The 25277-nt window shown below is 58.2% G+C and carries 19 protein-coding genes; 7 read left to right on the top strand and 12 right to left on the bottom strand.

What is annotated here, in order from left to right; genetic code table 11:
• On the top strand, positions 1-1392 hold the full coding sequence (locus NZK35_RS28390; protein WP_259635904.1) for a DUF1501 domain-containing protein: 1392 nt from the start codon (positions 1-3) through the stop codon (positions 1390-1392).
• A gap of 9 nt (positions 1393-1401) precedes the next feature.
• On the opposite strand, the gene NZK35_RS28385 is transcribed toward NZK35_RS28390, so the two are convergent.
• From NZK35_RS28385 to NZK35_RS28375, 3 genes are all read right to left on the bottom strand, one after another.
• The gene (locus NZK35_RS28385; RefSeq protein WP_259635903.1) at positions 1402-3471 is read right to left on the bottom strand and encodes an FAD-dependent oxidoreductase; all 2070 of its coding nucleotides are present in this window, start codon (positions 3469-3471) and stop codon (positions 1402-1404) included.
• A gap of 10 nt (positions 3472-3481) precedes the next feature.
• A complete protein-coding gene (locus NZK35_RS28380; protein WP_259635914.1) occupies positions 3482-5299 on the bottom strand; it encodes an FAD-dependent oxidoreductase in 1818 nt (605 codons plus the stop codon).
• A 430-nt stretch (positions 5300-5729) separates the two neighbouring features.
• Positions 5730-6572, bottom strand: a complete 843-nt coding sequence (locus NZK35_RS28375) for a hypothetical protein (RefSeq protein WP_259635902.1) — start codon at positions 6570-6572, stop codon at positions 5730-5732.
• A gap of 200 nt (positions 6573-6772) precedes the next feature.
• On the opposite strand from NZK35_RS28375, the gene NZK35_RS28370 reads away from it, so the two are divergent.
• On the top strand, positions 6773-7753 hold the full coding sequence (locus tag NZK35_RS28370; protein WP_259635901.1) for an SGNH/GDSL hydrolase family protein: 981 nt from the start codon (positions 6773-6775) through the stop codon (positions 7751-7753).
• A gap of 18 nt (positions 7754-7771) precedes the next feature.
• Here NZK35_RS28370 and NZK35_RS28365 read toward each other — a convergent pair whose 3' ends face one another.
• Complete coding sequence (locus NZK35_RS28365) at positions 7772-10009, bottom strand: serine/threonine-protein kinase (RefSeq protein WP_259635900.1); 2238 nt, start codon at positions 10007-10009, stop codon at positions 7772-7774.
• Positions 10006-10611, bottom strand: a complete 606-nt coding sequence (locus tag NZK35_RS28360; protein ID WP_259635899.1) for an RNA polymerase sigma factor — start codon at positions 10609-10611, stop codon at positions 10006-10008. Before NZK35_RS28360 ends, NZK35_RS28365 begins: the two co-directional genes overlap by 4 nt.
• A gap of 782 nt (positions 10612-11393) precedes the next feature.
• Between NZK35_RS28360 and NZK35_RS28355 the strand changes: the two genes are divergently transcribed.
• Positions 11394-12464, top strand: coding sequence for a DUF1559 domain-containing protein (locus NZK35_RS28355; protein ID WP_259635898.1), 1071 nt, complete (start codon positions 11394-11396; stop codon positions 12462-12464).
• Positions 12465-12518: 54 nt separating this feature from the next.
• The gene (locus NZK35_RS28350) at positions 12519-12950 is read left to right on the top strand and encodes a carboxypeptidase-like regulatory domain-containing protein (protein ID WP_259635897.1); all 432 of its coding nucleotides are present in this window, start codon (positions 12519-12521) and stop codon (positions 12948-12950) included.
• A gap of 189 nt (positions 12951-13139) precedes the next feature.
• Here NZK35_RS28350 and NZK35_RS28345 read toward each other — a convergent pair whose 3' ends face one another.
• Positions 13140-13469: a hypothetical protein gene (locus NZK35_RS28345; RefSeq protein WP_259635896.1), complete on the bottom strand. Its 330-nt coding sequence runs from the start codon at positions 13467-13469 to the stop codon at positions 13140-13142.
• Positions 13470-13628: 159 nt separating this feature from the next.
• Between NZK35_RS28345 and NZK35_RS28340 the strand changes: the two genes are divergently transcribed.
• Positions 13629-14600: an HDOD domain-containing protein gene (locus NZK35_RS28340; RefSeq protein WP_259635895.1), complete on the top strand. Its 972-nt coding sequence runs from the start codon at positions 13629-13631 to the stop codon at positions 14598-14600.
• Between the two features lie 21 nt (positions 14601-14621).
• On the opposite strand, the gene NZK35_RS28335 is transcribed toward NZK35_RS28340, so the two are convergent.
• On the bottom strand, positions 14622-15083 hold the full coding sequence (locus NZK35_RS28335; protein WP_259635894.1) for a MarR family winged helix-turn-helix transcriptional regulator: 462 nt from the start codon (positions 15081-15083) through the stop codon (positions 14622-14624).
• Between the two features lie 119 nt (positions 15084-15202).
• A complete protein-coding gene (locus NZK35_RS28330; protein WP_259635893.1) occupies positions 15203-16306 on the bottom strand; it encodes a calcium/sodium antiporter in 1104 nt (367 codons plus the stop codon).
• A gap of 156 nt (positions 16307-16462) precedes the next feature.
• Between NZK35_RS28330 and ggt the strand changes: the two genes are divergently transcribed.
• Positions 16463-18154: a gamma-glutamyltransferase gene (gene ggt, locus NZK35_RS28325; protein ID WP_259635892.1), complete on the top strand. Its 1692-nt coding sequence runs from the start codon at positions 16463-16465 to the stop codon at positions 18152-18154.
• A 9-nt stretch (positions 18155-18163) separates the two neighbouring features.
• Here ggt and NZK35_RS28320 read toward each other — a convergent pair whose 3' ends face one another.
• Positions 18164-18616 (bottom strand): DUF1810 domain-containing protein, encoded by a 453-nt coding sequence (locus tag NZK35_RS28320; protein WP_259635891.1) that lies wholly within the window; start codon positions 18614-18616, stop codon positions 18164-18166.
• 356 nt (positions 18617-18972) lie between these two features.
• Between NZK35_RS28320 and NZK35_RS28315 the strand changes: the two genes are divergently transcribed.
• On the top strand, positions 18973-20580 hold the full coding sequence (locus NZK35_RS28315) for a family 16 glycoside hydrolase (RefSeq protein WP_259635890.1): 1608 nt from the start codon (positions 18973-18975) through the stop codon (positions 20578-20580).
• Positions 20581-20870: 290 nt separating this feature from the next.
• On the opposite strand, the gene NZK35_RS28310 is transcribed toward NZK35_RS28315, so the two are convergent.
• From NZK35_RS28310 to NZK35_RS28300, 3 genes are all read right to left on the bottom strand, one after another.
• Positions 20871-23678, bottom strand: coding sequence for a DUF3592 domain-containing protein (locus NZK35_RS28310; RefSeq protein ID WP_259635889.1), 2808 nt, complete (start codon positions 23676-23678; stop codon positions 20871-20873).
• A 14-nt stretch (positions 23679-23692) separates the two neighbouring features.
• Entirely contained in the window at positions 23693-24076 is a 384-nt protein-coding gene (locus NZK35_RS28305; protein ID WP_259635888.1) for a hypothetical protein, read from the bottom strand.
• A 220-nt stretch (positions 24077-24296) separates the two neighbouring features.
• Positions 24297-25157: a helix-turn-helix domain-containing protein gene (locus tag NZK35_RS28300; protein ID WP_259635887.1), complete on the bottom strand. Its 861-nt coding sequence runs from the start codon at positions 25155-25157 to the stop codon at positions 24297-24299.
• Positions 25158-25277 lie beyond the last annotated feature (120 nt).

Here is a 25277-nt window from a genome sequence, read left to right as displayed (position 1 = left end):
ATGGACAACTCCTTCATCTCGCCTCGCCGGCAGTTTCTCCAACGCTGTGGCCTGGGGGTCGGATCACTGGCGCTGGCCGATCTGCTGGCCGGTCAGTCGGCAACGGCAGAGACCACAAGCCATTTTCCGGCTCGTGCCGAGCATGTGATTCACATCTTTCTCAACGGCGGCATGTCGCAGGTCGATACCTTCGACCCGAAGCCGGAACTGACCCGTCGAGCCGGTCAGATGCTGCCGTTTGATAACCTGCAGACCGAACGCAAGACGGGGGTCGCTCTGCCGTCGCCGTTTCAGTTCAAACAGCACGGCGAATGTGGGATGCCGATCAGCGACCTGTTCCCGCGTGTGGCCGAGTGCGCCGACGAATTGGCGGTGATTCGTTCCATGTACGCCGAATTGCCCAGCCACGAGATGATGCTGATGTTGATGAACACCGGCCATTCCCGATTGGTGCGTCCCAGTTTCGGATCATGGTTGACTTGGGGCATGGGCAGCGAGAATCAGAACCTGCCCGGATTTGTCGCGCTGTGTCCGGGCGGCTTGCCGGTCGCTGGTGCCGGCAACTGGCAATCCGCGTTTCTGCCCGGTAGCTACCAAGGCACGTTGGTCGACACGGCTCAGACCGATCCGACCAAACTGATTCGTCATATTCGCAACGAGCGGATGAGCCAATCAGATCAACTGGCTCAGCTGGAAGTCTTGCAGGCACTCAATGCCAGGCACTCGGCTGGGCGTCCGGACGAAGCTGATTTGGAAGCGCGGATCCAGTCGTTTGACCTCGCCTACCGAATGCAAATGGAAGCCACCGACGCGTTCGATACCAATCAGGAGTCCGAACACATTTTGAAACTGTATGGCGAAGGGATTCAAAATCGCCAACTACTGCTGGCTCGGCGTTTGGTTGAACGTGGCGTGCGGTACGTGCAGGTTTGGCACGGTGCCGGCCAGCCATGGGACAGTCACAACAACATCAAAGGCGCCCACCGCAATGTCGCGAACCAGTGTGACCAAGGGATCGCGGGCCTGATCAAAGATCTCAAGCAACGCGGCCTGCTCGGCAAGACATTGATCCTGTGCAGTGGTGAATTCGGACGGACGCCGTCCGTGGAAATGGGCCAAAACGGATCAGGCGCCAGCCAAGGACGCGATCACAATCACTGGGGTTTCTCGCTCTGGATGGCGGGCGGAGGCATCAAGGGTGGTACGATCTACGGTGCGACCGATGAGTTCGGTTTCAAAGCCGTCGAGAACCCGGTTTCGGTGCATGACCTCCACGCCACGATGCTGCACCTGTTGGGCTTCGATCACGAGCGTTTGACGTACCGATACGCCGGCCGCGATTACCGCCTGACCGATCTCTCGGGGCAAGTCGTCCACGACGTCATCGCCTAGCGTGGGGTCCTATTCCGGTTGGAGGGGCAGCAACTGCAGCGCGTCCAGGATCACGAAGCCGGTTGTGCCTGCGTTGGTGATTCGAATGACGGTGTCGGTGTCCGCCTGCAGATCGACCGTGGCAATCGGGCGAAAGGCGTGGCCGTCGGGTAGTGGCACGGTTTGATCCACCGAAATTGTTTTGCGGTGAGTGCCCGACGACACGATCACGGGGACATTCTTCGCGCGGGTCTCGTGTGCCGAGTAAGCCATCAGCAGTTGATATCGACCGGACGCCGGTGCTGTGAATCGAAAGCTCGCGGTCGCTTCACGGTCAGGTGTTGATTCTGACTCTTTTTCACCGCTGAAGACGTATCCGCGTTCGAGGTACGGTTTGAAGTTTGTTGATCGAGACCAGTTACCGGTCAGCATGGCTTGTGCATCGTCGAGCACCATTCCCGGGAGCATTTTCGCGGCGATCGAACCGTCCGCAGATGGCGATTCGGTTGCCTCTGGCAAATCCAAAACCTGCTTTTGAGCCAGCAGGTGCTCGCGGAGTGTTTCGTAATCCAAGTTTTGCACGGCCATGTCCTGATCCGCCGCAAGTGCCGCAGCAACGCCCGCGGCTTGGCCGATGACCATCCACGCGGCTTCGATCCTCAGGGACGAGATGCCCACGTGCGTGCAAGAGAGCGCCACGGGAACAAGCAGGTTGTCGCACTGATCTGGCTTGGGCAGAATCGAGCGGTACGGCACGTGGTAGGCGTATCCTTGCCTCAGCTTTTGATTCCGCACGGGAAAGATCGTCCCCTCATTGATCACGCCTCCGTCTTTGAACGCGACACGCTGCACGTCGTGCGAGTCGATCGGAAACGAGGAGATCGCGATGGGGTCGTGCTTAACTGGCGTTTCCAGGATGTCCTTCTGGCTGATCACATACAGACCCTTCATCCGCCGCGACTCGCGCACGTAGAGTGCGGGTGAAAAGTGGTCGTCGTGGACGAATTCGTCTCTGCACAGCCCAAGTTCTGAGTATTTGTCGCGGATCGACTTCGGCACGACGGGATCGGTGGTCAGGAAATGGATGAACTCGAGCGTGAATTGTTTGTGCGTTGCCCAGATCTGCTTCCGGCCGGCTTCGTCCGCGGAGTGCCAGTGGTTGCCCCCACCCACCAAACCGATCGAAAACTGTCCTCCGATTGAATTGTTGCCATCAAGTTTATTGCCGGGCAGCGGGTAGAGGTCGAATCCGATCCGTGTTTCTCCCGCCTGCAGCGCACGACGGACGATCTCAAAGCGGGCAGGGTCGTAGTTGTCCGGCGTCGGCATCGGCACGCGGTTGTTCGGCTCCGTCGTCAGACACAGCCGAAAGCTATAGGTCATAATCTTCCTGTCGCCCGCCGCATCAGGTCCGGCATCATCGGTGGTGATCAGCGGCAACAGATTGCCGTCATCGGCGAAGCCGTTGATATTCATCTGCTTCTTCGGGAACCGCTTCCCCGCCAGCGATTCGCCATATTCGTCGCGGCCTTCCCGACCGATCGTCCAGTCGACTCCCGCGGCGGCCATCAGGTCACCCTCATAGCTGCCATCGATCAACACTCTGGCCGTAAACGTGCCGTTTTTTGTCACCAGCGACTTGATCCGCGGACCTTCTTTTGTGACCGATTTCAGATAGCGCCGGGTCAGCACGGTTACCCCGGCTTCGTCGAGCATCTGCATCGTCACTCGCATCGCAACGTGCGGCTCGAAAGTCCAACGCGACTGGTCTTTTTTCGCCGGGTCGTAGGGCGCCTTGAGTCCGCGATCGGTGTAGTCCTTCACCACACGCGTGTGCCACTCGTCGAACAGTCCCATCAAGGTGCTGCGAACCATCTGGTTTGAATCGCAGTGGCTCAGCCCGCCGGTATTCATCGCGCCGACGTGGTCGGTCGGCTCCAGCAAGATCACCGAAGCGCCTTCGCGGGCAGCGGCGATCGCGGCGCAAAAGCCCCCCGGGGTGGAGCCGTAGACGATGACGTCTGCTTCGCGCGGCTCGTTCGCGCCCGCAGACGCCGCGGTCATCCCGAGAATAAACGCCAATGTAAGAAGTTTCTTCATCCGATTTATATTATTCGTTCTCGTCTTTCCATGCACGTTTCGTTGACCACCTTGACGGTCCGAACGCGCCGGAAACGGGGACATCAACCACCGACTGATCGGCAGCCGCGAACGCGGCTCGAATCCAGTCGCCTCGCGTGCCGCTGGTGGCGGGAACGGACAGGCCGTGCCGACGGGCGAGTTGATTCCAGCGTGTCGCCAATTCCTCCTCGAGCGGTTGGTCGAGATTGGCCGCATGTCCGGGGAACGCCTCGAAATACTGACTGACAATGTGTTTGCCGCGCGCGCCTGGTTTCGCCGGAGCAGGCTCGATCCCGTGAAATCCGCCGAGGCTGCCCCACCATTGCACGGCGATAAAATCCGGGTGACCTGGCCCCACATCGCTGACGTGGATCGTCGCACCGCCGCGCGACCAAACCCGCCGTTTCAACGCTTCGACATCGACATCCTGCACCCTGACGTTTCCGGCCAACGCCATGTCGGCGGCATCACCTGCGGCACCACCGAGCGACATCCAGATCGGTTCCAGACGAAGCGCGCAGAAGCCGACGTGACTGGCGCTGCAGGCTGTCGGAACGAGCAGATTTCGCATCGTCTTCGGCACGAGCACTCCGTAGGGAATCTGATAGGGCGCGACGCCTTTGTAAAACTCACCGGTGTGCCGTCCGCCGATCAGCGGTCCTACGTGATCCGTGCCGTGACAGTTGTGGCTGTATTCTCCAATCGCGATCGCGTCGGGATGCAAGCGGGCGCGGGCATCATTCGGGGCGTATTGTGTGTCTGCTTCGGTATAGACGTACTGGCCGACCATGCGGCGAGCTTCCCGAACGTATATCTGTGGCGGAATGTAGCCGCTGTCGGCAAACTCATCGCGACACAGCCCCCACGTCTTGGCCGCTTCGCGAAAGGCATCTGGCAACGCGGGATCGGTCTGGACGAAGTGCATCAGCCCGAGTTGCCAGTCGAGGTGTTTCTTCTCAATGCGACGTCGGGTGGCGACGTCGCCTTCGGGATAGTCGCGATTGTGTCCCGGCAACGAGAGCCGAACCAACCCCTTGGAAACGTCGTTGATGTCGTGCTTGCCGTTGGGCATCACCGGCAGGTGTGCCTTCAGGATGAAGCGTCGACCGGGATAACCGAAGGCGGCATCGAAGGCACCGGATTTGACCAGCGGAACAATCGCCGCATAGTCTTCTCGGTCGTAATTTTCCGGTACAGGAATCGGCACGCGGTTCGATTCGTTCTGCGTCATGCAAAGACGGAAGTTGTAGCCCTGCAACTGGTCATCGGAGGTTTCCGGCGCGAGCGATTCGCCGTACTCCGACCGAGCCTCTCGCCCCAGGCGGTATGGAACGCCAGCCGCGGCCAGCAGGTCGCCCTCGTAAGTCGCATCAATCGCGATCTTTGGCTTGACCATGATTTGCTTTGATTCCGGCAGCGAAAAGTGCAGCGTCGTAATCGCTGAGTCCTCGACATCCACTTGGACCAGACGATGATTCGTCAGGACCGAGATGGTCGGTGTATCGGCGAGCATGCGTTCAAAAATCAGCAGGTTGACCGAGGGCTCGCCGTGGGTGCCTTGCCAGCTGTCTTTGGCCTGTTCGGAATCGTTGCCGTGCGTTTTCTGGTAGTGCCGCAAGACCCGCTGACTGAAATGCAGAAACGGTCCGTTGAGCGCTTCGAAGCTGTGGAAATCCGAATGCGACAGACCATGTGTCGTCATGCCACCGATCCGTCCGGTGGGTTCGATCAGCCAAACGCTGCGGCCTGCTTCTGCGGCATGCAGCGCCGCGGCAATGCCCGCAGGTGTCGCCCCGTAAACGACCACATCAGGCAACGCTGTGAAGCATTTCGCCCCTGTGTTGATGAAAGTTTTAGCGGCAGGGCGCGAGCCCTCCGGTTCTGCATCTCTGCCAAAACACCGGAGGGCTCGCGCCGTGCCGCTAAAAAATGCTTCACAGCGGTGCACAGCAGGCGAATCCGCGGAGCGATCAGCGGCCTGCGACGCGGCCAGCGGTGCAAGCAGCAAATTGATCAGGAGCAGGAGTCTCCACCTAAGATCGACCGACCTTTTCCGGTCAACGAAAGCGAAGCAGCCGTTCGAAAAGACCGGCCTGGGAAGTCGTGGATTTTGCAAGCTCTGTCTCATCAGGTACTCTCGTTCAATGTGCCGGTCGTCGGTCGCTCGATCGCTTTCAACGTCATCAACCCACTGCCAACTTGATGCCATGGGCATTCGCTCGTTGGTTGATGCAGTCTTATTCCGCTGGATATTCTCCCAGTGCCCGTTCAAGGTAATCGTCTTTGACAGATTGGGGATTCTGCCAATAGGCTTTGACCTCATGAATCATTTTTTGATCCAATTCGAAAACCAACGGCCGCGACGTCATTCGCGATAGCGTGTACGTCCAGGTGCCTCCACCTGTATTCGATTTTGGAGTGTAGCGAAGCAGGACCAAGGCCTCGGGGTCGTTGGTCTCGGCGAATCCGAAACACATCGACGATTTGCCGGCTGAATCCGACCATTGGACCAACGGATTGGTCAATAGACGCAACTCCTTTTTCTGGTCCGGATTTTCAACTTCATACATCCACACCGAGAAACGACGAATCAGCTGACGCATCGCAAGTTTTTGACGTCTCTCGTCATCGGAGTCCGGTATCCGAACCTTCAAGGGCACATCGACCTGAGCCTTCTTTTCGGGCGTCCAAGGTCGCTGCAGGCCGAGATCGCAATACAAGGGCGTCGCTGTCAGCGATGCGAATTCACAGAACACTTTTCCATTTCCACGCACCGACAACGCGCCCAGGACGGCCGGTTCTGCATCGTGTCTCCAAAGAAACACGACGCCATCGGTGAAAAAATTACGAACAGGGTTGGTGTACCGCAAAACGGGGCGTTCTTCCATCGAAAGCAGCACGCTTTGCTGGTTGACAGGCGACATTTTGAACTCCCTCGCCTGTTGCGTCAGGTATTCCAGACGCATCTTCCGCTCCTGCTCGCGATCATTGGTCGCGTCGTCGGCGTCAAGTGGATTCGAAAAAACCGCGACAGCGGTCAACGCCGTCACGGCGGCACAAACAAGGAACACACGATACATACTGGACCTCATTTCTGTGTGGAGAGCGAAATGTTTCTACAACATACCACGGCTCCATGATGGAGATGGAACGGCTGGCCATTGATCACCAAGGCGGGGACCGACTTCACACCCGCTGGTTCTGCCTCCGGCGGCTGATCTGTGGTCTCACCCAAGTGTAAAATTTCGACGTCAAAGTGGGCGGGGTCGAGGGCTTCGGCGTGTTTCGTCTGCAGCGAGATGCGTTGCAGCACCAACCGGATTTGCTGTTCGTGGAATTTGCGGTCAACGACGGCGGAGCCGCACCGGAACGCATCCATCAATCAATGGAAGGCATTGTGCGTCAAACGTGGGCGTCCAATCCGAAAACCGACATTTGTTTTGTCTACACGCTCACGCAAGCGATGCTGCCCGATCTGAAGTCCGGCAAGATGCCTCGTGCAGCCAGCGCCATGGAAGACTTGGCCGATCACTATGCGATCCCTTCGATTCATTTCGGCGTCGAAGTCGCTCAATTGGAGTCGGCGGGAAAGCTGATTTTCAAAGCCCCCAAACCAAAGGACATCGATTCAGAGCCGATGGTCTTCTCAACCGATGGCGTTCATCCGCATGTCGAAACCGGGCACCGTCTCTATACCGAAGTGATCGCACGATCTTGGCCGAAGTTCACGGCGGCCGGCGATGCCCCGCAACCCCATGCCTTGATCGCCCCCCTTCGCAAGGACAACTGGGAACACGCCAAAATGGTGGCCATCAAACCCGAGATGTTGACCGGAAACTGGACCAAGCTTCCCGGGGATCATGCGCTGGCCAAGCGATTTAGGCGTAACATGCCCGAGCTCTATCAAGCTGACGCACCGGGTGCAACGCTGGCATTCACCTTCGAAGGCACGCACGCCGCTCTGTTTGACGTGTTGGGACCCGATGGCGGTCAGGTCCGCGTCCAGATCGACGGCGACGAAGTCTCGCGCAACCGCATCGATGGCTATTGCACCTACCACCGGATGGCGACGTTGACCATCGGCTCGAAACTCGCCCCCGGCCGACACAGCATCAAGATTCAATTGACACCGCAACAGCTGGACAAGCGAGAGATTCTGTTTGAACGCAATCGAGCCGATTTCGATGCCAAGCCTGACAAGTACAAGGACCACACGTGGTACACCTCGTCGCTGATGTTGATCGGCGACTTGGAACAGTGACGGAGATTTCATCGGGCGTTATGGTTTCGGTGCCGCGAAGACGCGGATGATCTCGTTCTTCACTTCGTATTTGCAGCCGACTTTCGCCAGGGCGATGTTCAGCACCATCCGAAGACTGACGTTCTTCATTTCGATGCTGACATTCACATTGGAGGTGATGCCCGCTTGCTTCAGATTGTTTCGGTCCAAAATGATTGGAATCCGATGCTGCTCGGAAAGCTTCTCCAGGAACTCGTCGAGCGGTACGGCGTCCGCTTTGACGGATGTATTGCCCGCCAGAACCGTGTGGAAAGAGTCTTCAACGCTGCGCCCCTCCGTTTGGTTGTGCGCGTTATCACGATAGAGTACATGGCGATTTGCTTCGGTCATCTTCGCTTCGCCAGAGACCACTTTCCCGGAATCAAGTCGCTTCAGTTTGAGATGAACAGACTCTCCGGGAAAATGCCCCAGTTTCCAAAGCACCTCGACCAGGTCCTCACTCAAGCGTTTTTTCCAACTCCGACCAAAATGTTCCTGCGTCTGTTTGACAAGATCTTGGATCGCGAATCGGTCGATCTCGAGCAGTTCGTATTGCTCGGAGCGATACGTGACGAGGACCTGTGCACCTTGAAACTCCATCCGTGTGAACGGTGACAGCTTGGGAGGCTGTGAGCGATCGGGCGTTTGCATGATCACATCAGCCTGTGCGTTGCCGGCGGGCTTCGTTTCGACAATCTTGGCCACGTGCGTCGCACCGCGTTTGATCACAACCGCGTTGTTTTGGACCTCGAAACCATCCACGTTGCCGGCAATTTCAACAATGTAGATGCCTGATTTCACTTGGATCGATGCGCCCTCTCGGGTCACCGATACCTGGTCGACGACTTCATCACCTTTCCGGATCACAATCGGCAGATTCTCGTCCGCCTGACTTTCTATCCGCAGAGTCCCGTGGTCGGTCTGCAAAATGATGATGGTTGCCGCCCAAACAAAGAAACCGAACACTCCCGCGGCAAGAATCCAAGGCAACTTGTTGTCGATCTTGCGACCACTACCTGTGACATTCGCCCGTCGGCTTGTGGGGCGTTGGGGCTCTGGCTCGTCGGCCCGTGTCGGATCGAGCAAATGGGCTTGCCAGCCGTTCAAGAGCTGTGCCACTTCCGATGATCTTTGATAGCGCTGGTCAGGGTTCTTGCTTAACAGACGCATCACGATTGCGTCAAGCCACTCGGGAACATCGGCGTTGATTTCACGCAGCGATCTCGGATCATCATTGCCGATCCGATTGAGCACCCCCATCGTTGTTTCCGCACGAAACGGGCTGCGTCCGGTGAGCATGAAGTACATGACGCTGCCGAGTGAGAACAGATCGCTGCGGTGGTCGATCGCATCCCCGTGAGCTTGTTCGGGCGACATGTATTGCGGCGTCCCCGCGATCACGCCGCTGCGTGTCATGCTGGCGTCGTCCACCGCTCGGGCCAAACCGAAGTCTGTGATCTGCACTCGTTCGACACTGTTTTCCAACAGGATGTTTGCCGGCTTGATGTCACGATGGACCAACCCCTGCTGGTGGGCAGCGAAAAGACCTTCGGCAATTTGCGCCGCGATCCGGACGGTTTCGATCGGTGACAGCGGGCCATCCTGTTCCACCCGCTGTTGCAGACTCGGGCCTTCCACGACGGGCATGACCAAATACGGAAGCCCGTCGTGTTCATCGACCGTTTGAATCGGAACGACGTGTGGATGGACGACCGCTGCCGCACTCTTGGCTTCGCGAGAAAACCGTTGCCGCGCGGCGGCGGAACTGGCCAACTCGGGTGCCAAAACTTTCACGGCACAATGACGCCCCAGCGAAGGATCAAACGCCCGCATCACGATCCCCATGCCGCCACGGCCAAGAATTTGTTTGACCTCGTAGCGGGCAAAGCGTCCGATCGACTCGGGATCGCCGGACGGTTCGAGAAACGACGCAGCGCCGGCTTGCCGACTGCGCTCGTCCGCGGCCGCATCTTTGGTTGCGGAGCTTTTCGGCGAAACTTCACAGCCATGGACGAAAGTCCCCTCCGGCTCGGCAAGCAACTCAGCGAGGTCTCGCCAGCTCAGGCTCTCTTCCGCCATGTCCTCGACCAGGCACTGACAATCCTCGCACGACTCGATGTGCCGGGTGACTTCTTCGGTGCGTGCCGCGAGACGATCGTGCAGAAAGTCGTTGAGCGTTTCACGGTCGTAGTGCAATCGATCCCGTTGATTCTGTTCGTTGCCAATGCGTGCAATCATCCTTCGGTCTCCCACAGGCTGGAAAGGTCTTGAGCTTCTTGTTGCAAACGTGCAAACACGCGGCACTTTGCCATCCGCACGGCGCCCTCTGCCTTACCGAGCGAAGCCGCGACAGTGGAAATCGATTTGCCTTCGACGGCGGTCATCCAAAACGCCCGCCACGTGGCGGGTTCAAATTTTGAACGCACCCGATCTGCCGCAACATGAAGTTGCCGACGACGCAGCTCATAATCGAACAAAGTGGCCGTCTCGTTCTGCCGATCCGGCTGTTGCATCAATAACTGGTTCATCTGGCTGTCCCCCGACCCCACCGGCCCCTTGGAGCGTGTCAGGTGGTTGACGACCAGATTGCGGGTGATGCGAAACAACCAAGCTCGAAACGAACCCCGGCCACGTGTTTTGAACGTCGCTAAGGACCGTCGCACCGCGGAAAAAACGTCTTGGGCCAAATCTTCCGCGTCGGCGTGCTGTAGGCCCTTCGCCAACGCCACCCGAACCACAAGCGGCCGGTAGATACTGACAAACTCCATCCAAACCTCTTCCGAAGCCGGTTGGTTCAGCTTGCCGATCAGCGACGCTCGTGTATCCGGACCTTGCAACATCGATTTCTCCTACCAGCCAAACACAGCCGCCGGGGTCCTGTCACACCATACGGTCAAAAAACTCCCCAAATGGAGCCCCTGACGGAAAGGCACCCAACGGAATCCTCGTGGGAGAGGCTTCCAGCCTGTCGATGCTGGCATGACCAGCCTGAAAGCCTACCCCACTCGCAAGCGCCCCCTGGGAAGAGCACGTTGATTCAGCGGTAGCGCCCCAAACCCGCAGTTTACCTTCCCGGGACGGCGGCGTTGTCCGCCAATCACAGGAAGAGCGTGCGGCGGACCACCGTCCGGCAATGCGCATCGCCGAACGCCAGTTTCGGTCCTGCCATCAGCTGCGAAAACACCCCCAACCCCTTTTCGATGAACATCCGAGTGAGTCCATCGCGACGATCAGTCCTGATGACCAATCCGTTTCTCGTCTGCCGTCACCAAGCTCCTGCTACGGTACCCATTGCTCACACGCCACTAGAGGGCCGGGTGCTAATTGTGTGTGCCCACGATCAAGGCAATGCTTATTTTTGAAGATGCGACATGCTGGCCGAGCGGATGAATCATTCGAAACTTTTCGAAAAAGACTGAAGTTGATATGGGCGAACATTTCACCTTGCAGGTCATTGCTGTTCGATTCACCCGCACCGCAGCTGAATGCCAGGATCTGTCGAGTCGGATTCGCGTCGCCGGTATGTCGTTTGCCTCGTGAGAATGCCATCGAAGAGTCAATTAGCACGTTGCTGCCCGGCTCACTCGAATCCTGTCTCCTTCACAATGCAAACTTTCAAGCGATGAGAAATCTCACTCACAAACGTTCCGCTTTCACACTAGTCGAGTTGTTGGTCGTGATCGCCATCATCGGCGTCATGGTCGGTCTGTTGCTCCCCGCAGTGCAAGCTGCTCGCGAAGCAGCACGGCGGATGCAATGCTCTAATAACATGAAGCAGATCGGGTTGGCGATCCACAACTACCACGACACGTTTCGTCAGATGCCAGCCAACCATGGTCTGCGAACCGACCTGCCGTCGACGGGACGTCCCCATTCGGGCGTTTCCTGGCTCACGGTGATTCTGCCGCAATTGGAACAGTCGTCTGCGGCGGACGCGATCATCTACGAGGGCACGGACTTCAGCGAAGACTCCGTCATCCCCAACCGAAACTGGGAGTTGATGTCTCGAACCAACGTTCCGACCTACAACTGCCCCTCCAGCGCCCTGGAGCGATTCCGCATTCAGGAAACCAGCCAAGCGACCCGCGACTTTGATCCGGATGCACCGGACACCTACGACGTCCAAATCCCCGACTACGTCGCATCGGTCGGTTACTACAACCCCCCAGGTTCGAATGTCTTCTCCTGGGATCGCTACTACGCCAATACCGCGACCTGGTCGTGGGGATGGTTGCAAGACGACGGCTTCCTCTCGATGTTGAACAACCGTTTCCGAGAGCGCCGATTCTCGAGCGTTTTGGACGGACTGAGCAACACCATTGCCATCGGGGAGCACGGTGCATGGCTCCAGCACTTTGACGGCACGCAAGAAGATTCGCGTCCCGGGCGTGGTCCGGGAGGCTTCTGGGCGGCCCGTCCGATGCACTATGCCTGGGGTGCCTTTCACGGCAAGACCGCCAATGTCACCGTTCCGCGATACCCGAACAACAGCCTGTTTTCGGGGAACTGGACTCAGAATATGGAACACACGTTGCACAACGGATTCCGTTCGCAACACGTCGGTGGAGTGCAGTTCACGATGGGCGACGGCTCGGTTCGCTTCATCACCGACAGCATCGACTTTGACAACATCTTCACCGCACTGTGTGGTCGCTCCGACCGCTATGTGTTCGACCAGGAATGGGTGCAGTAGTCAACGTAAACAATGGCTGAACGGACCTTAATCATTACCACACAGAGAACGACGATGACACATCATTCGACATTTCGTCGGCCGCTCCGCTGGGCGGCCGCCATCCTGGTCCTGGCTGTCTTGCAGACCGGATGCGACTCCTCGCCCAAGCTCGGTCAAGTCACCGGTGTCTTGACGATGGACGGAGAACCCATCAAGAACGGCAGTATCGAGTTTGTTCCCAGCGGTGGAGGCCGACCTTCGCTGGCCCTGACCGATGAACAGGGACGATACACCGCGTACTACCTACCCAACGTGCCGGGCGCGATTCCAGGAAAACACCGCATCCGTTTCGAAATCGCCAAGGCCAAACCAGGCGATCCGGGACTGGTTCGCCCCAAGGGGAAAGGCAGACCGACCGGCGAAGTCACGTTGGAACCGTCGACCATCGAGGTCGTCGCCGGCGAAAACAACGTCGACTTTGAATTGGTTGAATCCCAAAGCTGATTCAATTGACCAAACTCACTCCATTCCACCGCCGCCCGTCTCCATGGGGACTGGGCGGCGGTTGATGTTGGGGCCTGCTTGTTGATGCCTGGGGCAAACGTCAACGAGCAATGGCGAGCATCATCGATGCTTGACGATTGATTGGTCAAAAGATTGAGTGCTCAAAAAATGGGAAAGCGATCGGACGGGTCAGTCGTCGAGACTTTGGATCATGGTCTGAATTTCGTCTGGGGTGACATGCAGTTGCATAAAGCTGGTGACTTTTTGCTGCCGTGAATAGTCCAATAAAGCGTCGTCGATAAATGCTTTCACCGTGGGGTCGTCATGGTCCGCGACAATCACCATTTGACGATAGTTCCCCAAATCACAATCCCGCTGCGTGAGTTGAAAACGTTCCGCCAGTGTCCTCTGTTGGGCCGGTGACTCTGTCGCCCCTAACCGAGTGACGACCTCCTCGCGTTCGTCGTCGGGCAACAGATAAAGGGTGTCAATCGATCGAAATTCATTGGGGGCAACCACGAGGGTTTTCCCCAAGTGGTCCTGCGTTCCACGGCATTACCATATTTCGTTCGAACATGGCGGACAGTCCTGAACTACGTTTTCTTACGCGCCCCGACAGATACGGGTTGATGTGAGCATCGATGACAGTACCCGGAGAAGATTTTGGAAAACGTTGCCATGACTCGCCAAACCATGACCGGTTCGAGCACGATTGAGCGAATTGAAGCATTGATCGACCGCCCTGACCTGCTTCATTCGCCCCCTGAAGTGGCGCAATCGCTGTTGCAATTGACCAAAAACGACGACTTCGGTCTGCACGAGATCGTCGATTGCATCCGGGCCGATCCGGCGATGTCCAGCCGCGTGCTACATGTCGTCAACTCCTCTCGCTACGGGTTGAAAACATCGGTGACCAATCTGCACCAAGCCGTATCGCTGTTGGGCGAACGAAGCATTCGTTTGATCGCGATGACCTTCAGCATTGCCAACGCGTTTTCCACCGGTGCAGCGCGTGAGCTCTACAACGACTTTTGGCGGCAGGCATTGACGACCGCGGCGGCCGCCCGTCGACTTGCCGTCCACTTGGGCGGCGTGGATCACAACGATGCCTACACGACGGGGCTGCTCAGTCATCTGGGCACGCTGGTGTTTGCACAGGTCGAAGGAGAAAAGTACCTGTCGCTGTACCGGAGCACCTCGAGAGAACGTCTGTTTCATTTAGAAAGACAGAAATATGGCATCGATCATGTCGACATCGGGGCACGCGTGTTGTCCAAATGGCAGTTTCCCGACGTGATTTGCGATGCCGTTCGAAACCATCGCAAAGCGGAACTCGAAGATCCTCTCACGATGATCGTCCACGGCGGCACGCTCGTCTCCGACGCACTTTGGTACTCGGGGGACGAATCGATCGCGACCTGCCGCGGTTGGCTGAAAGACCGATTCGATCTTACGATCGACGAATTCATTGAATTGGCCTTGGCGTGTCGCGACGAAGTTCAGCTGGAACTGGAGGTTTATGGTGTCGACGCGGACATGCCAGTCGATCCAGAGGAATTATTGGAACAGGCACGCCGGAGGTACATGGAATCATCGCTGACCACCGCATTGGACTTCGATTCGTACGGATCCGTGTTCGGCGAGGAATGAGCGCAACCGGCGGCCACCGATTCACCCCCGAGCCTTTTCCAGCAATCGGCTCAGTTCTTTGAGTTCCGAGCGGGTCAGGTGTCCCATCAATTGCTTGTGCAGATCATTGACCGGGCCGTCCATTTTCTTGAGCACCGCCCGCGCCTTCTTCGTGATCTCGATAAACACGACACGGCGGTCTTCCGTGCTGCGTCGTCGACTAACCATGTCCTGTTTTTCAAGCCGGTCGATCAATCCCGTGATCGCCGGGACCACTTGAATCATCCGCTCGGCAACTTCCAAACACGGCATCGGTTTGCCTTCTCCTCTGAGAATGCTCAGCACGTGGTACTGCGATGCCGTCAATCCGAACTGGCGGAACAGTCGACCGAAGCGATTCTGGAACTGGTCATTGGTCCGTAATAGATTCAACAACGCCTCCTGCTCGGGTGACGAAAACGGTTTCTTTTTTTTCAACTCTCGCTGTAACCGGCCGCTTGTCATGATTGCCTCTCGCGGGTCGTGTCGGATTGCGGCATGGGCAATTAGTTTACACGTCGAGCGATGGCAGAAACAACTACGCGGCGATTGTGCTACAAAACGTCAACAATGAACCGGCAAACTCATCCGTCGTGGGCCTCCGCGACGGCGTCTGGCGCGCGCCGGTACCGGACGACCGCGACCGCCAGCGTGATGACCGTCAGCGGAATGACGAACCCGATCATGACGATCGACAAGGTGCGATTGACGGCGGGCACGGTCGCCGCCGTGACCAGGTACGCCGTGTAGGCGACGTAGTACACAAGAAACAGACCGCCTTCCCAGCGGGCGATCAGGTGGCCGGTAAAGAAAATCGGCAGGCAGGCAACCGCGACCGCCACCATGACGGGCAGATCCAGTTCAATCGCGGTGTTTGAAACCGCAACGCCCTGTGTGGAAACGAGTGAAGAAATCCCCAGCACGCCCATGATGTTGAACAGATTGCTGCCGACCACATTCCCCACCGCGATGTCGCGTTCCCCACGTATCGCCGCGACAATCGAAGTCGCCACCTCGGGAAGGGAGGTCCCCGCGGCCACAATCGTCAGGCCGATCACCAGTTCGGAAACTCCGAATTGCCTGGCCAACAGCACCGCCGCGTCCACGAACCACCGCGCGCCCAGGACCAACAGCACGAGTCCGGCGATCAGCACCAACACGCTCAGCAGCAGCCGCCCCGCGGAATCTCCGGCCGGCTTTTTTCCATACTCCGCCTCGTATTGAGCCGTGATTCCGGCCTGTTCCTTTCGGCTCTTGATCACGGCCCATGCCTCGTAGCCGATCAGCCCCGCGACGAGCAACGCTCCATCGACTCGGCCGATTCGCCCATCCAGGGAAAAGACCAACACCAACACGGACAGACCGACCATCAACGGTACGTCAAATCGGATCAGTTGTTGAGAGACTCGCAGCGGGATGATCAGCGCCGACACGCCCAGGATGAACAGGACGTTGAAGATGTTGCTACCTAAAACGTTTCCCATCGCCACATCAGGCTGTCCACGCAACGTGGATTGCAGACTGACGACCAACTCCGGCGCACTGGTGCCGATCGCGACCACGGTCAAACCGACGACGAGCGGTGAGAGCCCGACCGCAAGTGCCAATTTCGATGCGCCGCGCACCAACAGTTCCGCCCCGATCGTCAGGACGACCAATCCCATAACAAGAGTAAAAACGGTGACCAATGAACTTCCTTGGAAAGGGTGCGATCAAACTGCAGTCGTTGCCTGGGACCATCGCGTCGATCTGGGAAGATCGATTAAATCGACAGGCCGCCCGCCGGCCGTGCTGTTATAGTTTAGCGACGGTCAATGACGGAAGTACTTTGGAGAGGTGGAGACGTGCAGCGAGTTTGCCAGTTCGGATTGTTGATTGTTATCGTTGGATTCGCGGTTCAGAGTACGCCTGCGCTTGGGCAATCGCTTCGCGATGCAGAGAGCCGCGACGGGATGGTGGTCGCGGTTTCGCCCGACGCGGCAGCGGTCGGCGCAGCGATCTTGGAGCAGGGCGGTACGGCGGTCGATTCGGCGATCGCGACCGCCTTCGCCCTCGCCGTGACTCATCCCTCTGCCGGCAATCTCGGCGGCGGTGGATTCATGCTGGTTCACCCCGACGACGGCAGCCCGCCGCTGATGATCGACTATCGTGAGAAAGCACCGCTTGCGGCAGAGCGCGAGATGTTTGTCGACAACAACGACACGCACACCCATCCGTACGTCGGAGTTCCCGGAACGGTCCGCGGGATGAAGTTGGCTCACGAATTGTATGGTTCGCTCGCCTGGACCTCCCTGGTCACGCCGGCGGTCGCGCTGGCCCGAGACGGATTTGAGATCCACGCAGGTTTGGCGACAGAGTTGAACCGAGAATTGCGTGGCAGCAGCAACGAGGAATTCCGCCGTGTTTATGGCAAACCCGACGGGACGGATTGGACGGCCGGTGACCGCCTCGTGCTTTCCGATCTGGCCGCGACGCTGCAGCGGATCGCCGAAGACGGCCCCAACGGTTTTTACGCCGGAAAAACGGCCGACTTGATCGCCGCGGAAATGAAAGCCGGCGGCGGATTGATTTCGACCGACGATCTGCTGCGATACCGGGCCCGGGTGCGACAACCGATCCGATGCCGGTTTCGAAGTTATGAAGTGCTATGCCCCCCGCCGCCGAGTAGCGGCGGCATCACGTTGACACAGATGCTGGGGATCGCCGCGCAATTTGACCTCCGCCGCGCCGGGCGATGGTCGGTGAAGACCAACCATGTGATGATCGAAGCGATGCGGCGGGCGTACGCCAATCGCGCGATGTATCTGGGGGATCCCGACTTTGTCGAAATCCCCAAGCACCTCGCGAGTGCCGATTTCGCTAAATACATGGCCAGCACCATCGACTTGGACCGAGCCACACCCAGTCATCTGTTGGGGCCGCCGCTGACCGAGCCGGACGAAAGTCTTGAAACCACGCACTTTTCCGTGATCGATCGTCACGGCATGGCGGTCAGCAACACCTACACGCTGGAAGCCAGCTACGGCAGCGGGATCGTCGTCCGCGGAGCAGGTTTTTTGCTGAACAACGAAATGGGTGACTTCAACCGCCGCCCGGGAGTGACCAACACGAAAGGCTCGATCGGAACGGCTGCCAACGAAGTCCGTCCGCAAAAACGAATGCTCAGTTCCATGACGCCGACCATTGTGCTGAAGAATGGACAGCCGTACCTGATTACCGGCAGCCCCGGTGGCCGGACGATTATCAATACGGTGTTCTGCGTCACGTTGAACGTCTTGGAATTCGGGATGACCGCGCGCGAGGCCGTTGACGCGCCCCGCACCGATCACGAGTGGTTTCCCAATCGTGTCCGATTCATGGGCGCCGACGATCCCGAGTATGCCGGATTGGTCGAACAGCTACGCAAGCTGGGACATGACATTCAGGACACCGACGGCCAAGGTGACGCCAACACAATCTTGATTTCCGATGACACCTTCATCGGTGCCGCGGACTATCGATTCGGAGCCGCGATCGCACCGGGCGGGAAGCCATGATGGATGATTTCACGCGTTGTCCAACAACTGCAACGTGCGTGAGTCTGCCTTTCCATCAAAAAACCGCTCAAGGACTTGCTGGAACACCGAGTTGTCCCCCGCAATAGACGCGAACAAAGTCGCACAAGAACACAGTTTCAGATCATCGGGTTGTCCCAAAATCTGCGTCGCCGTGCGATCTCGTACCGAGAGGATTGCTTGGCAGCATTCAATCAATCGCGTCCCCAACACGGGATGGACCAGGTAGGCGCGGGCCTCGTCGATTCCGCTGATCCCGTACAACTGCGCCGTCGAACTAAAGCCCAGGCCACGAAGTTGTGGAAAGACAAACCACATCCAGTGCGTGCGCTTTTGACCGCGTTCGATTTCGGACAAGGCCTGTTCGTAGCTGTCACGCTGTGCGGAGACAAAGCGTGCCAAATCAAACGGGTCGTCGTTTGCATGGGGTGGGGGGGGCTGCATGATTGACAAGATCGCTGCTGGTAAGTGGTTGGATCCAAAACGACGCAGATGGCTCCGCCGGCTTGTCGATTGAATCGGGAACTGCTGCGACAATGGTGAGCCGCTGGCCGTAAGGGCTCGGGCGGGCGCCAGGATGCCCGGCCGGTTACGCGTCACGGCTCACTCAATCGACAGGCCGTCCGCGCTCGCAGCTGATGGCAAACGATAACGAAATGACAGGCTGAAAGCCTAACCCACACCCATGAGCCCAAGGTCGGCAAGTCCGCCACCATTTTACGTCATTGGGCGCGAGCCTTCCGACCCCGGTCGGGTTACAATCGTCCTCTTCCCACCCCATCCCCTCCAGAGAGCTCACCATGTCTCGTGTCGCTGCGCGATGTTGCGCCCTGTTTGTGTTTCTGCAACTGATCCCCCTCGCCACGGCTGCCGAGCCGAAGCCGCCTGAAGGTTTTCGGGCGATCTTTAACGGCACCGATTTGTCCGGATGGCATGGTCTGAATCCCCACCAAGTGGCGAAGCTGACGGGCGAGAAGAAGGAAGCAAAACTTGCCGAACAACGGCGTGAGTTCGCCGACCACTGGCGGGTGGAAAACGGCGAGCTGGTCAACGACGGCCATGGAGCGTACGCCACGACCGACGAGGAATTCGGCGACATCGAACTGTTGCTGGAATACAAAACGGTCCCGTCGGCCGACAGCGGCATCTATCTGCGTGGCACGCCACAGGTCCAAATCTGGGATTCCAATCAGGTCTTCGATCCGAAGCGCCCCACACGCCGCCCGCATCTCGGCTCGGGAGGGCTGTTCAATAACAATCCCAATACCTTGGGCCGCGACCCGATGGTGAAAGCGGATCGGCCGTTCGGACAGTGGAATCAATTCAAGATTCGTCAGATCGGCGACCGTACCTGGGTCTGGCTGAACAATCGTCTGGTCGTCGATGGCGCGGTGATGGAAAACTACTGGGACCGCGCGCTGCCGCTGCCGTCGACCGGTCCGATCATGTTGCAGACACACGGCGGCGAGATTCGCTGGCGAAACATTTTTGTTCGTGAGATCAACGAACAGGAAGCAGAACGATACTTGGCGACGCGTCCGCTGCTGCCCAACCCGACCGAGTTTGACGTCGCCTACGGCCCCCATCACAAACAGAAGTTGCATTTCTGGAAAGCGGAATCCGACGCTCCGACACCGTTGCTGTTCTTCATCCACGGTGGCGGCTGGATGGCCGGCGGTCGGATGAGTGGCCTGGTGAACCTGTTGCCCGAGATGCTCGACGCCGGCATCTCCGTCGTCTCGGTCGAGTACCGTTTCATCCCCGAAGCGACGGCCGATGGCGTGGTACCACCGGTCAAGGGACCGCTTCACGACGCGGCCCGCGCGCTGCAATTTGTCCGCAGCAAGGCCGAAGCATGGAACATCGATCCCCAGCGCATCGGCGCGTCCGGTGGTTCCGCCGGGGCATGCTCCAGTTTGTGGCTTGCATTTCATCCCGACATGGCCGATCCGTCCAGCGACGATCCGATCGCACGCCAGTCGACGCGACTGACCTGCGCGGCCGTTCGCGGAGCACAAACCACACTCGATCCGCTGCAGATGAAAACGTGGACTCCCAACAGCCGCTACGGTGGCCACGCGTTTGGATTCATGGGCGATGCGGAAAAGAAGATTTCACAGTTCGACGAATTCCTTGCCAAACGTGACTCCATCTTGCCTTGGATCGCCGAGTACTCGCCGTATGCCTTGGTCAGCGACGATGATCCGCCGGTGCATCTGTTCTATAGCGGTCCGCCGGCGATGGGCAAACCTGCCAAAGACCCCACACACACCGCCAACTTCGGCGTGCAATTGCAACAGCACTGTCGCAACGTCGGTGTCGAGTGCGAGTTGGTCTACCCGGGAGCGGAAAACGTGCAACACGAAACGACCAGCGACTACCTGATTTGGAAGTTGAAAGGCGAGTAAACGCGGCGATCTTGCAGCCGCTCAAAAAGCGGAAGTGGAATAGCGTAATCGCGGAACGGCGCGAGCGGTCTGTCGGTTTTGTGAGCCGTGACGCGTCAGCGGCCGGGCCCTGCGACGTTGCCTGAGGCCTTACGGCCAGCGGCTCACCATTCACTCAGCAGAACCCGACTAAATCGACAGCCCGCGAGCCGTCCGGTTGCACCGTGAAAGACCGGAGGGCTCGCGCCCTGCCGCTAACAAATCGTTCACGGCGTAGGCCAGAATCCGGGAACGAGCGTTCGCCACGCGAGTCACCCGACGTCTGCATTCGCCTGATAGCTTCGCACGATCCGAAAGATCCAGAACAAAAGAATCGCCGCAATGGCGAGGGAGATCCTGCGTTTTGTTCGCCCGTCGACAATTCGCCACAGACGAACCATATCCGTCAGATGTGCCTCGCCGGGATAGCCGACAGCATTGAAGCGGTCGGTCACCGGTTCTGCCAGATCGATGGCGACGCCCAGGTGTGGCGCAAGCTCTTCGGCCAACAACCGAACGCGCTGTTGTGATGGCATCTCGGTTTCTGCCAATCCGACGATTTCATCCGCTTCATCGGCTTCCAACAAGATCACGGAGCGTCCCGGTAGCTGTGCTTCCAGGCGAAACAGCGAGTCCTTTTGCTTTGCGCTGGGACGTCGAGCCTCACGCAGGTTCAGTCGTCTAATCTCTTGAAAACTGTAGCTCTGTTCGCCGCGTGAATCTCGAATCGTCAATCGTCGTTGATTCCAGTCCAATTCGATTTCTCGTGGCGCGAATGCGGCCGCCAATTTCAGATACGTCCAGGCGACCGTCAACAGCGTCAGTGTGATGATCCAGTACAGCAGGCCGCCGCCGAACGCCATCATGTCGGTGACCACGAAATGCCATCGCCTTGACCCCATCAGGTCGATCGGGATCAACGCAATCGCCCCCAGGATCGGGATCGCAAAGGGAACGACGAACAGCAAAACGAACGCATATCCCACACCGCTGATCAGCGCATGGATGAGATTCGCCTTCGGATCCAACGTGGTGTTTCGGTACCGAATCAAGTTCCCCGGATCCCAAACTTCAAAATCGATCAGTCCGAATTCGGCGCGAACGGCGTCCGTGCGAGAACGCGCCGCCCGCTCCATTCGTTCGACAATCTCATCGGCGATCTGCGGCATCACCGTTTCGACGTCATCGGTCTGAAGGATCGTATCGCGTTGCTCAAGTCCTTCGTGGACACGGCGGGACTGGCGTTTCATTTCCTGCAGCGCGTCTTCCATCACCTTCTGCTGGGATTGAGCCAAGCCGCGAGAGATTTCCAACACAGCTTTGTCGGGATCGGACTGCGTGATCGCGGGCGGTTCGGGAAAGGAGAGAAACTGACGGATGGATGTAGCGATCCATGCGAGTTCACGATTGCTGAACCGTTTGAAGTAACGCTGATAGGTCCCGTCGACGGAAATGACAGCCAATTCTTCGATCGGCAATCCACCTCGCTCTTCGCCGCAGGGAACGACGCTGACCGTCAAGAGGTCGCCGATCGACCACTGACGGCGTTTGGATCGCAACAGTCCCCGCGTGGTGACGGTCAGTCGATTGCCGGTCACGTCAATCACCCCCGATTTCGCCCACTGGGTGATCGCATGGATCAGCACGGTCAGGGGAATCAGACACAACACGCCGACGAAGATCCGTGGCCCCGGTTCGGGATCGCGAAATGCGGCCGGAGCAATCATTGCGGCAAATCCGCCCACCAGCACCGCCGCACCGAAACCTTGCAAATCAGAAGATCGAAACTGTCGCGGCAACGCGACATGAAGAAAGTCATCCGAACGCTGCATGGAGATCCTCGTCTTGGGCGGCTTGGAGATCGGTTTCCATTCCTGTTGCGCCACCGTGAGGCTCGGATCCCTTGGAGTGTCGTCGTCGCTCGACACCGCATCACGTGTTTCGTCGCTGCCACGTGCTGCGGCTGCGGAATCGTGGCGTTCCAGGTCGGCGCTCTCAATCCCGGGGACGAATCGGGGCGGTCGATACGTTCCATGGCCATCGAACCCGACCCAACGCAGTTGTCGGCCCAAGCTGACCGCAAGTAACGCCGCCGGCCGCAAGCCTTGGCAAAACGCCCGATCGGGATCACGATAATCGCCTTGGCTGGCCAATCGGATTCGTCGGGCACCGACGATCACATCCAGCCACACATCCCACGCTTCGTAGCGTTGTGAATGCTTGCCACCGCTGCTGCGCCTTTCACGAAGCCCACCGAGACGCAGTTCGTTGACCTCGGAGAACGGAATCGACTCGGTTTCGCCTTCGTTTCCGATCACCAACGTTTGCGGTTGCCAATCGATGCAAACCAGGTAGACGGGCGTGCGTGAGAGCAGTCCGCCATCACAACGCTTGAACTCCACTCGCTGGCCGGGTTGCCAGTGGACGAGTTCGATCTCCGGTGAGTCCAGGATCGATCCCGGATGGAACGGGGGCGTCTGATCCTGCTCGGCACATTCCTGCTGAAGTTGGTCGAACACTGCGGTGGTGTAGACCACGGGAACCCTATCCCAACGATCCCGCTCGTCACTGTCGATTCGCTCGCGTGTTGATTGAAACAGCTTGGGAAACTTGAGTGGCAAAAAGGCGATTGTCGCGAGGATCAATCCGAACACGCCGATCACGAGCATCCCGGTTGTTTCGATCACCAATGCCGAGCGGCTGGGATTTTGGGGCTGGTAGTAGACCTTCACCGGCTTGCCGACCGGGTAGTTCTCGCGGAGCCTCTCCGCGGAGGCTTGCGTTTCCGCCCCCATCGTTTCGCTGGCGACCGAGATGCCGCCGATGCCAGAATTTAGATAGACGTCGTCACTGGTGTACGCCACGCCGTCGACGGTGAATTCATATTCCAACCGAACAAAGTAGTAGTCATTTTCGGGGACCACTTCGGCGCGGCGAATCGAACCTTCCACCGTCGGCCACTTGGACGCTTTCCATTGCACCAGAAACGACGCCAAACCGGAAACCGCCAACCACGCTCCGACAAAGATCAGGCACCACAGAATCGGTTTGGTGGCAGACGCTTCGGTAGTGTGGCTCATCGCATCGTTTCCACTCAGATTTCAATGTGCCCCTTCAGCAATCGGAATGTCCGTTTAACGCCCTCTGGGCCAACCTTGGAAGCATGGCCAGGCCCTTCCGCATCGATAAACGCCACGAACGAACCGACGCCGAAAAACGTTTCTTGCAGATTGTCCGGATCGCCCACGAAGACCGAGAATCCGCCTTCGTTAACTTCCTGCAAATACGTCACCGCACCGTGCTCGGGATGGATCGCGCCGTTGTGCAATCCTCTCGCTTCACCTGCAGCAACCTCTTGCTCGGCCGTTTCGATCAACTGATCGGACAACCACGACGTATCGACTGTCGTTTCCACAATCCGCGACCGTTTCTCTGCGCTGTCATCGCAACACACGACGTTCACTTTTATCTTTCTCATCCGTTTCGTTCCCCCGGTTCCTTAACTACCCGATGCCGATCTTTGGATTCCTCTGAATTCATTCTAGCGTAACGTCGGGGCCGACGTAGCACGTGTTGCTTCGCGGGCTGTCGATTGAAGCCCGCGCGCGTTAGCGAGGGGCCACGCGGCGCCCCTCGCTAACGCGTCGGGCTACCATGGCTACGATGGTTTCGGAGCATCGACTAAATCGACAGCCCGCTTAGCGGTGGCGTTTCCGGTAGTCGCGCGGAGATTGCCCGTGGACCTTACGAAACTGCCGACTGAAATAATTGCTGTCGGAGAATCCGACGTCGAACGCAATCTCGGTGATGGTTTGGTCGGTGCTTCTTAGCAGCCGACCGGCCTCTTCGATCCGCAGCTCAATCAGATATTTGATGGGAGAGGTTCCCATCGCGGCTTCGAACATCCGCATGTAGTTGGTTCGCGACATTCCGGAGATCGCCACGAGTTCTTCGAGCGAGATCGCCTGATCCACGTTGCGTCTCATGTGGGTAATCGTTTCGCCGACGCGAATGAGCGTTTTGCTTGTCGGATTTCTGGTTTGGCGATAGCAACGGGAAAGGAACGTGATCAGTTCCAACATCGCGGCAATCGCCATCACTTCAAACCCCGGCTGTCGAGCGGCGAGTTCATTGTCGAGTTTGTCGACGAGGCGAAGTGATTCGGCGATCTCGGCCGGGTTGAGCTGCAAGCGACTTGTAAACTGGTGTCGTTGTCGCGATGCAGGCTCCAGCGTGAACAGCGCGTGGTAGCCGGAAAGGGACTGCAGGTCGCCGAGAGTCATGGGAAGATCGGTCGGGTCGAACAGAATATTGATCAGACTCAACCGATCCATGTTCAAATAGTCGTGCGGACGCTCGCCCCCGATCACAAACGTATCGCCCGCTTTCAGTTCGTAGGAGTCTTTACCGGTGATGTGCACGCCCGTCCCTCCGGTGATGATCACGATCTCCGAAAACTCGTGGCAGTGCAGGCCGAATGGCTGCTGGGGATCGCGCCGCTCGACGACGATCGGAAACCCGTCGGCGTGAAACCAATCCTGCTTTTTCAGCACTTTCATGTCAGGTGCAAGGGCACGGGCATTGGTAAAAAGGGGATTCAAAAACCGTTGCTGTTTTCGCCTTGAGGCGATTCCCTGTTGCCGCGACGCAGCGACAGTAGGCGGCTCAAGCCCAATACC

The sequence above is a fragment of the Stieleria sedimenti genome, assembly GCF_025060895.1.
GTDB classification, from domain to species: Bacteria; Planctomycetota; Planctomycetia; order Pirellulales; family Pirellulaceae; genus Stieleria; species Stieleria sedimenti.
This window is presented reverse-complemented; position numbering and strand designations above follow the sequence as displayed.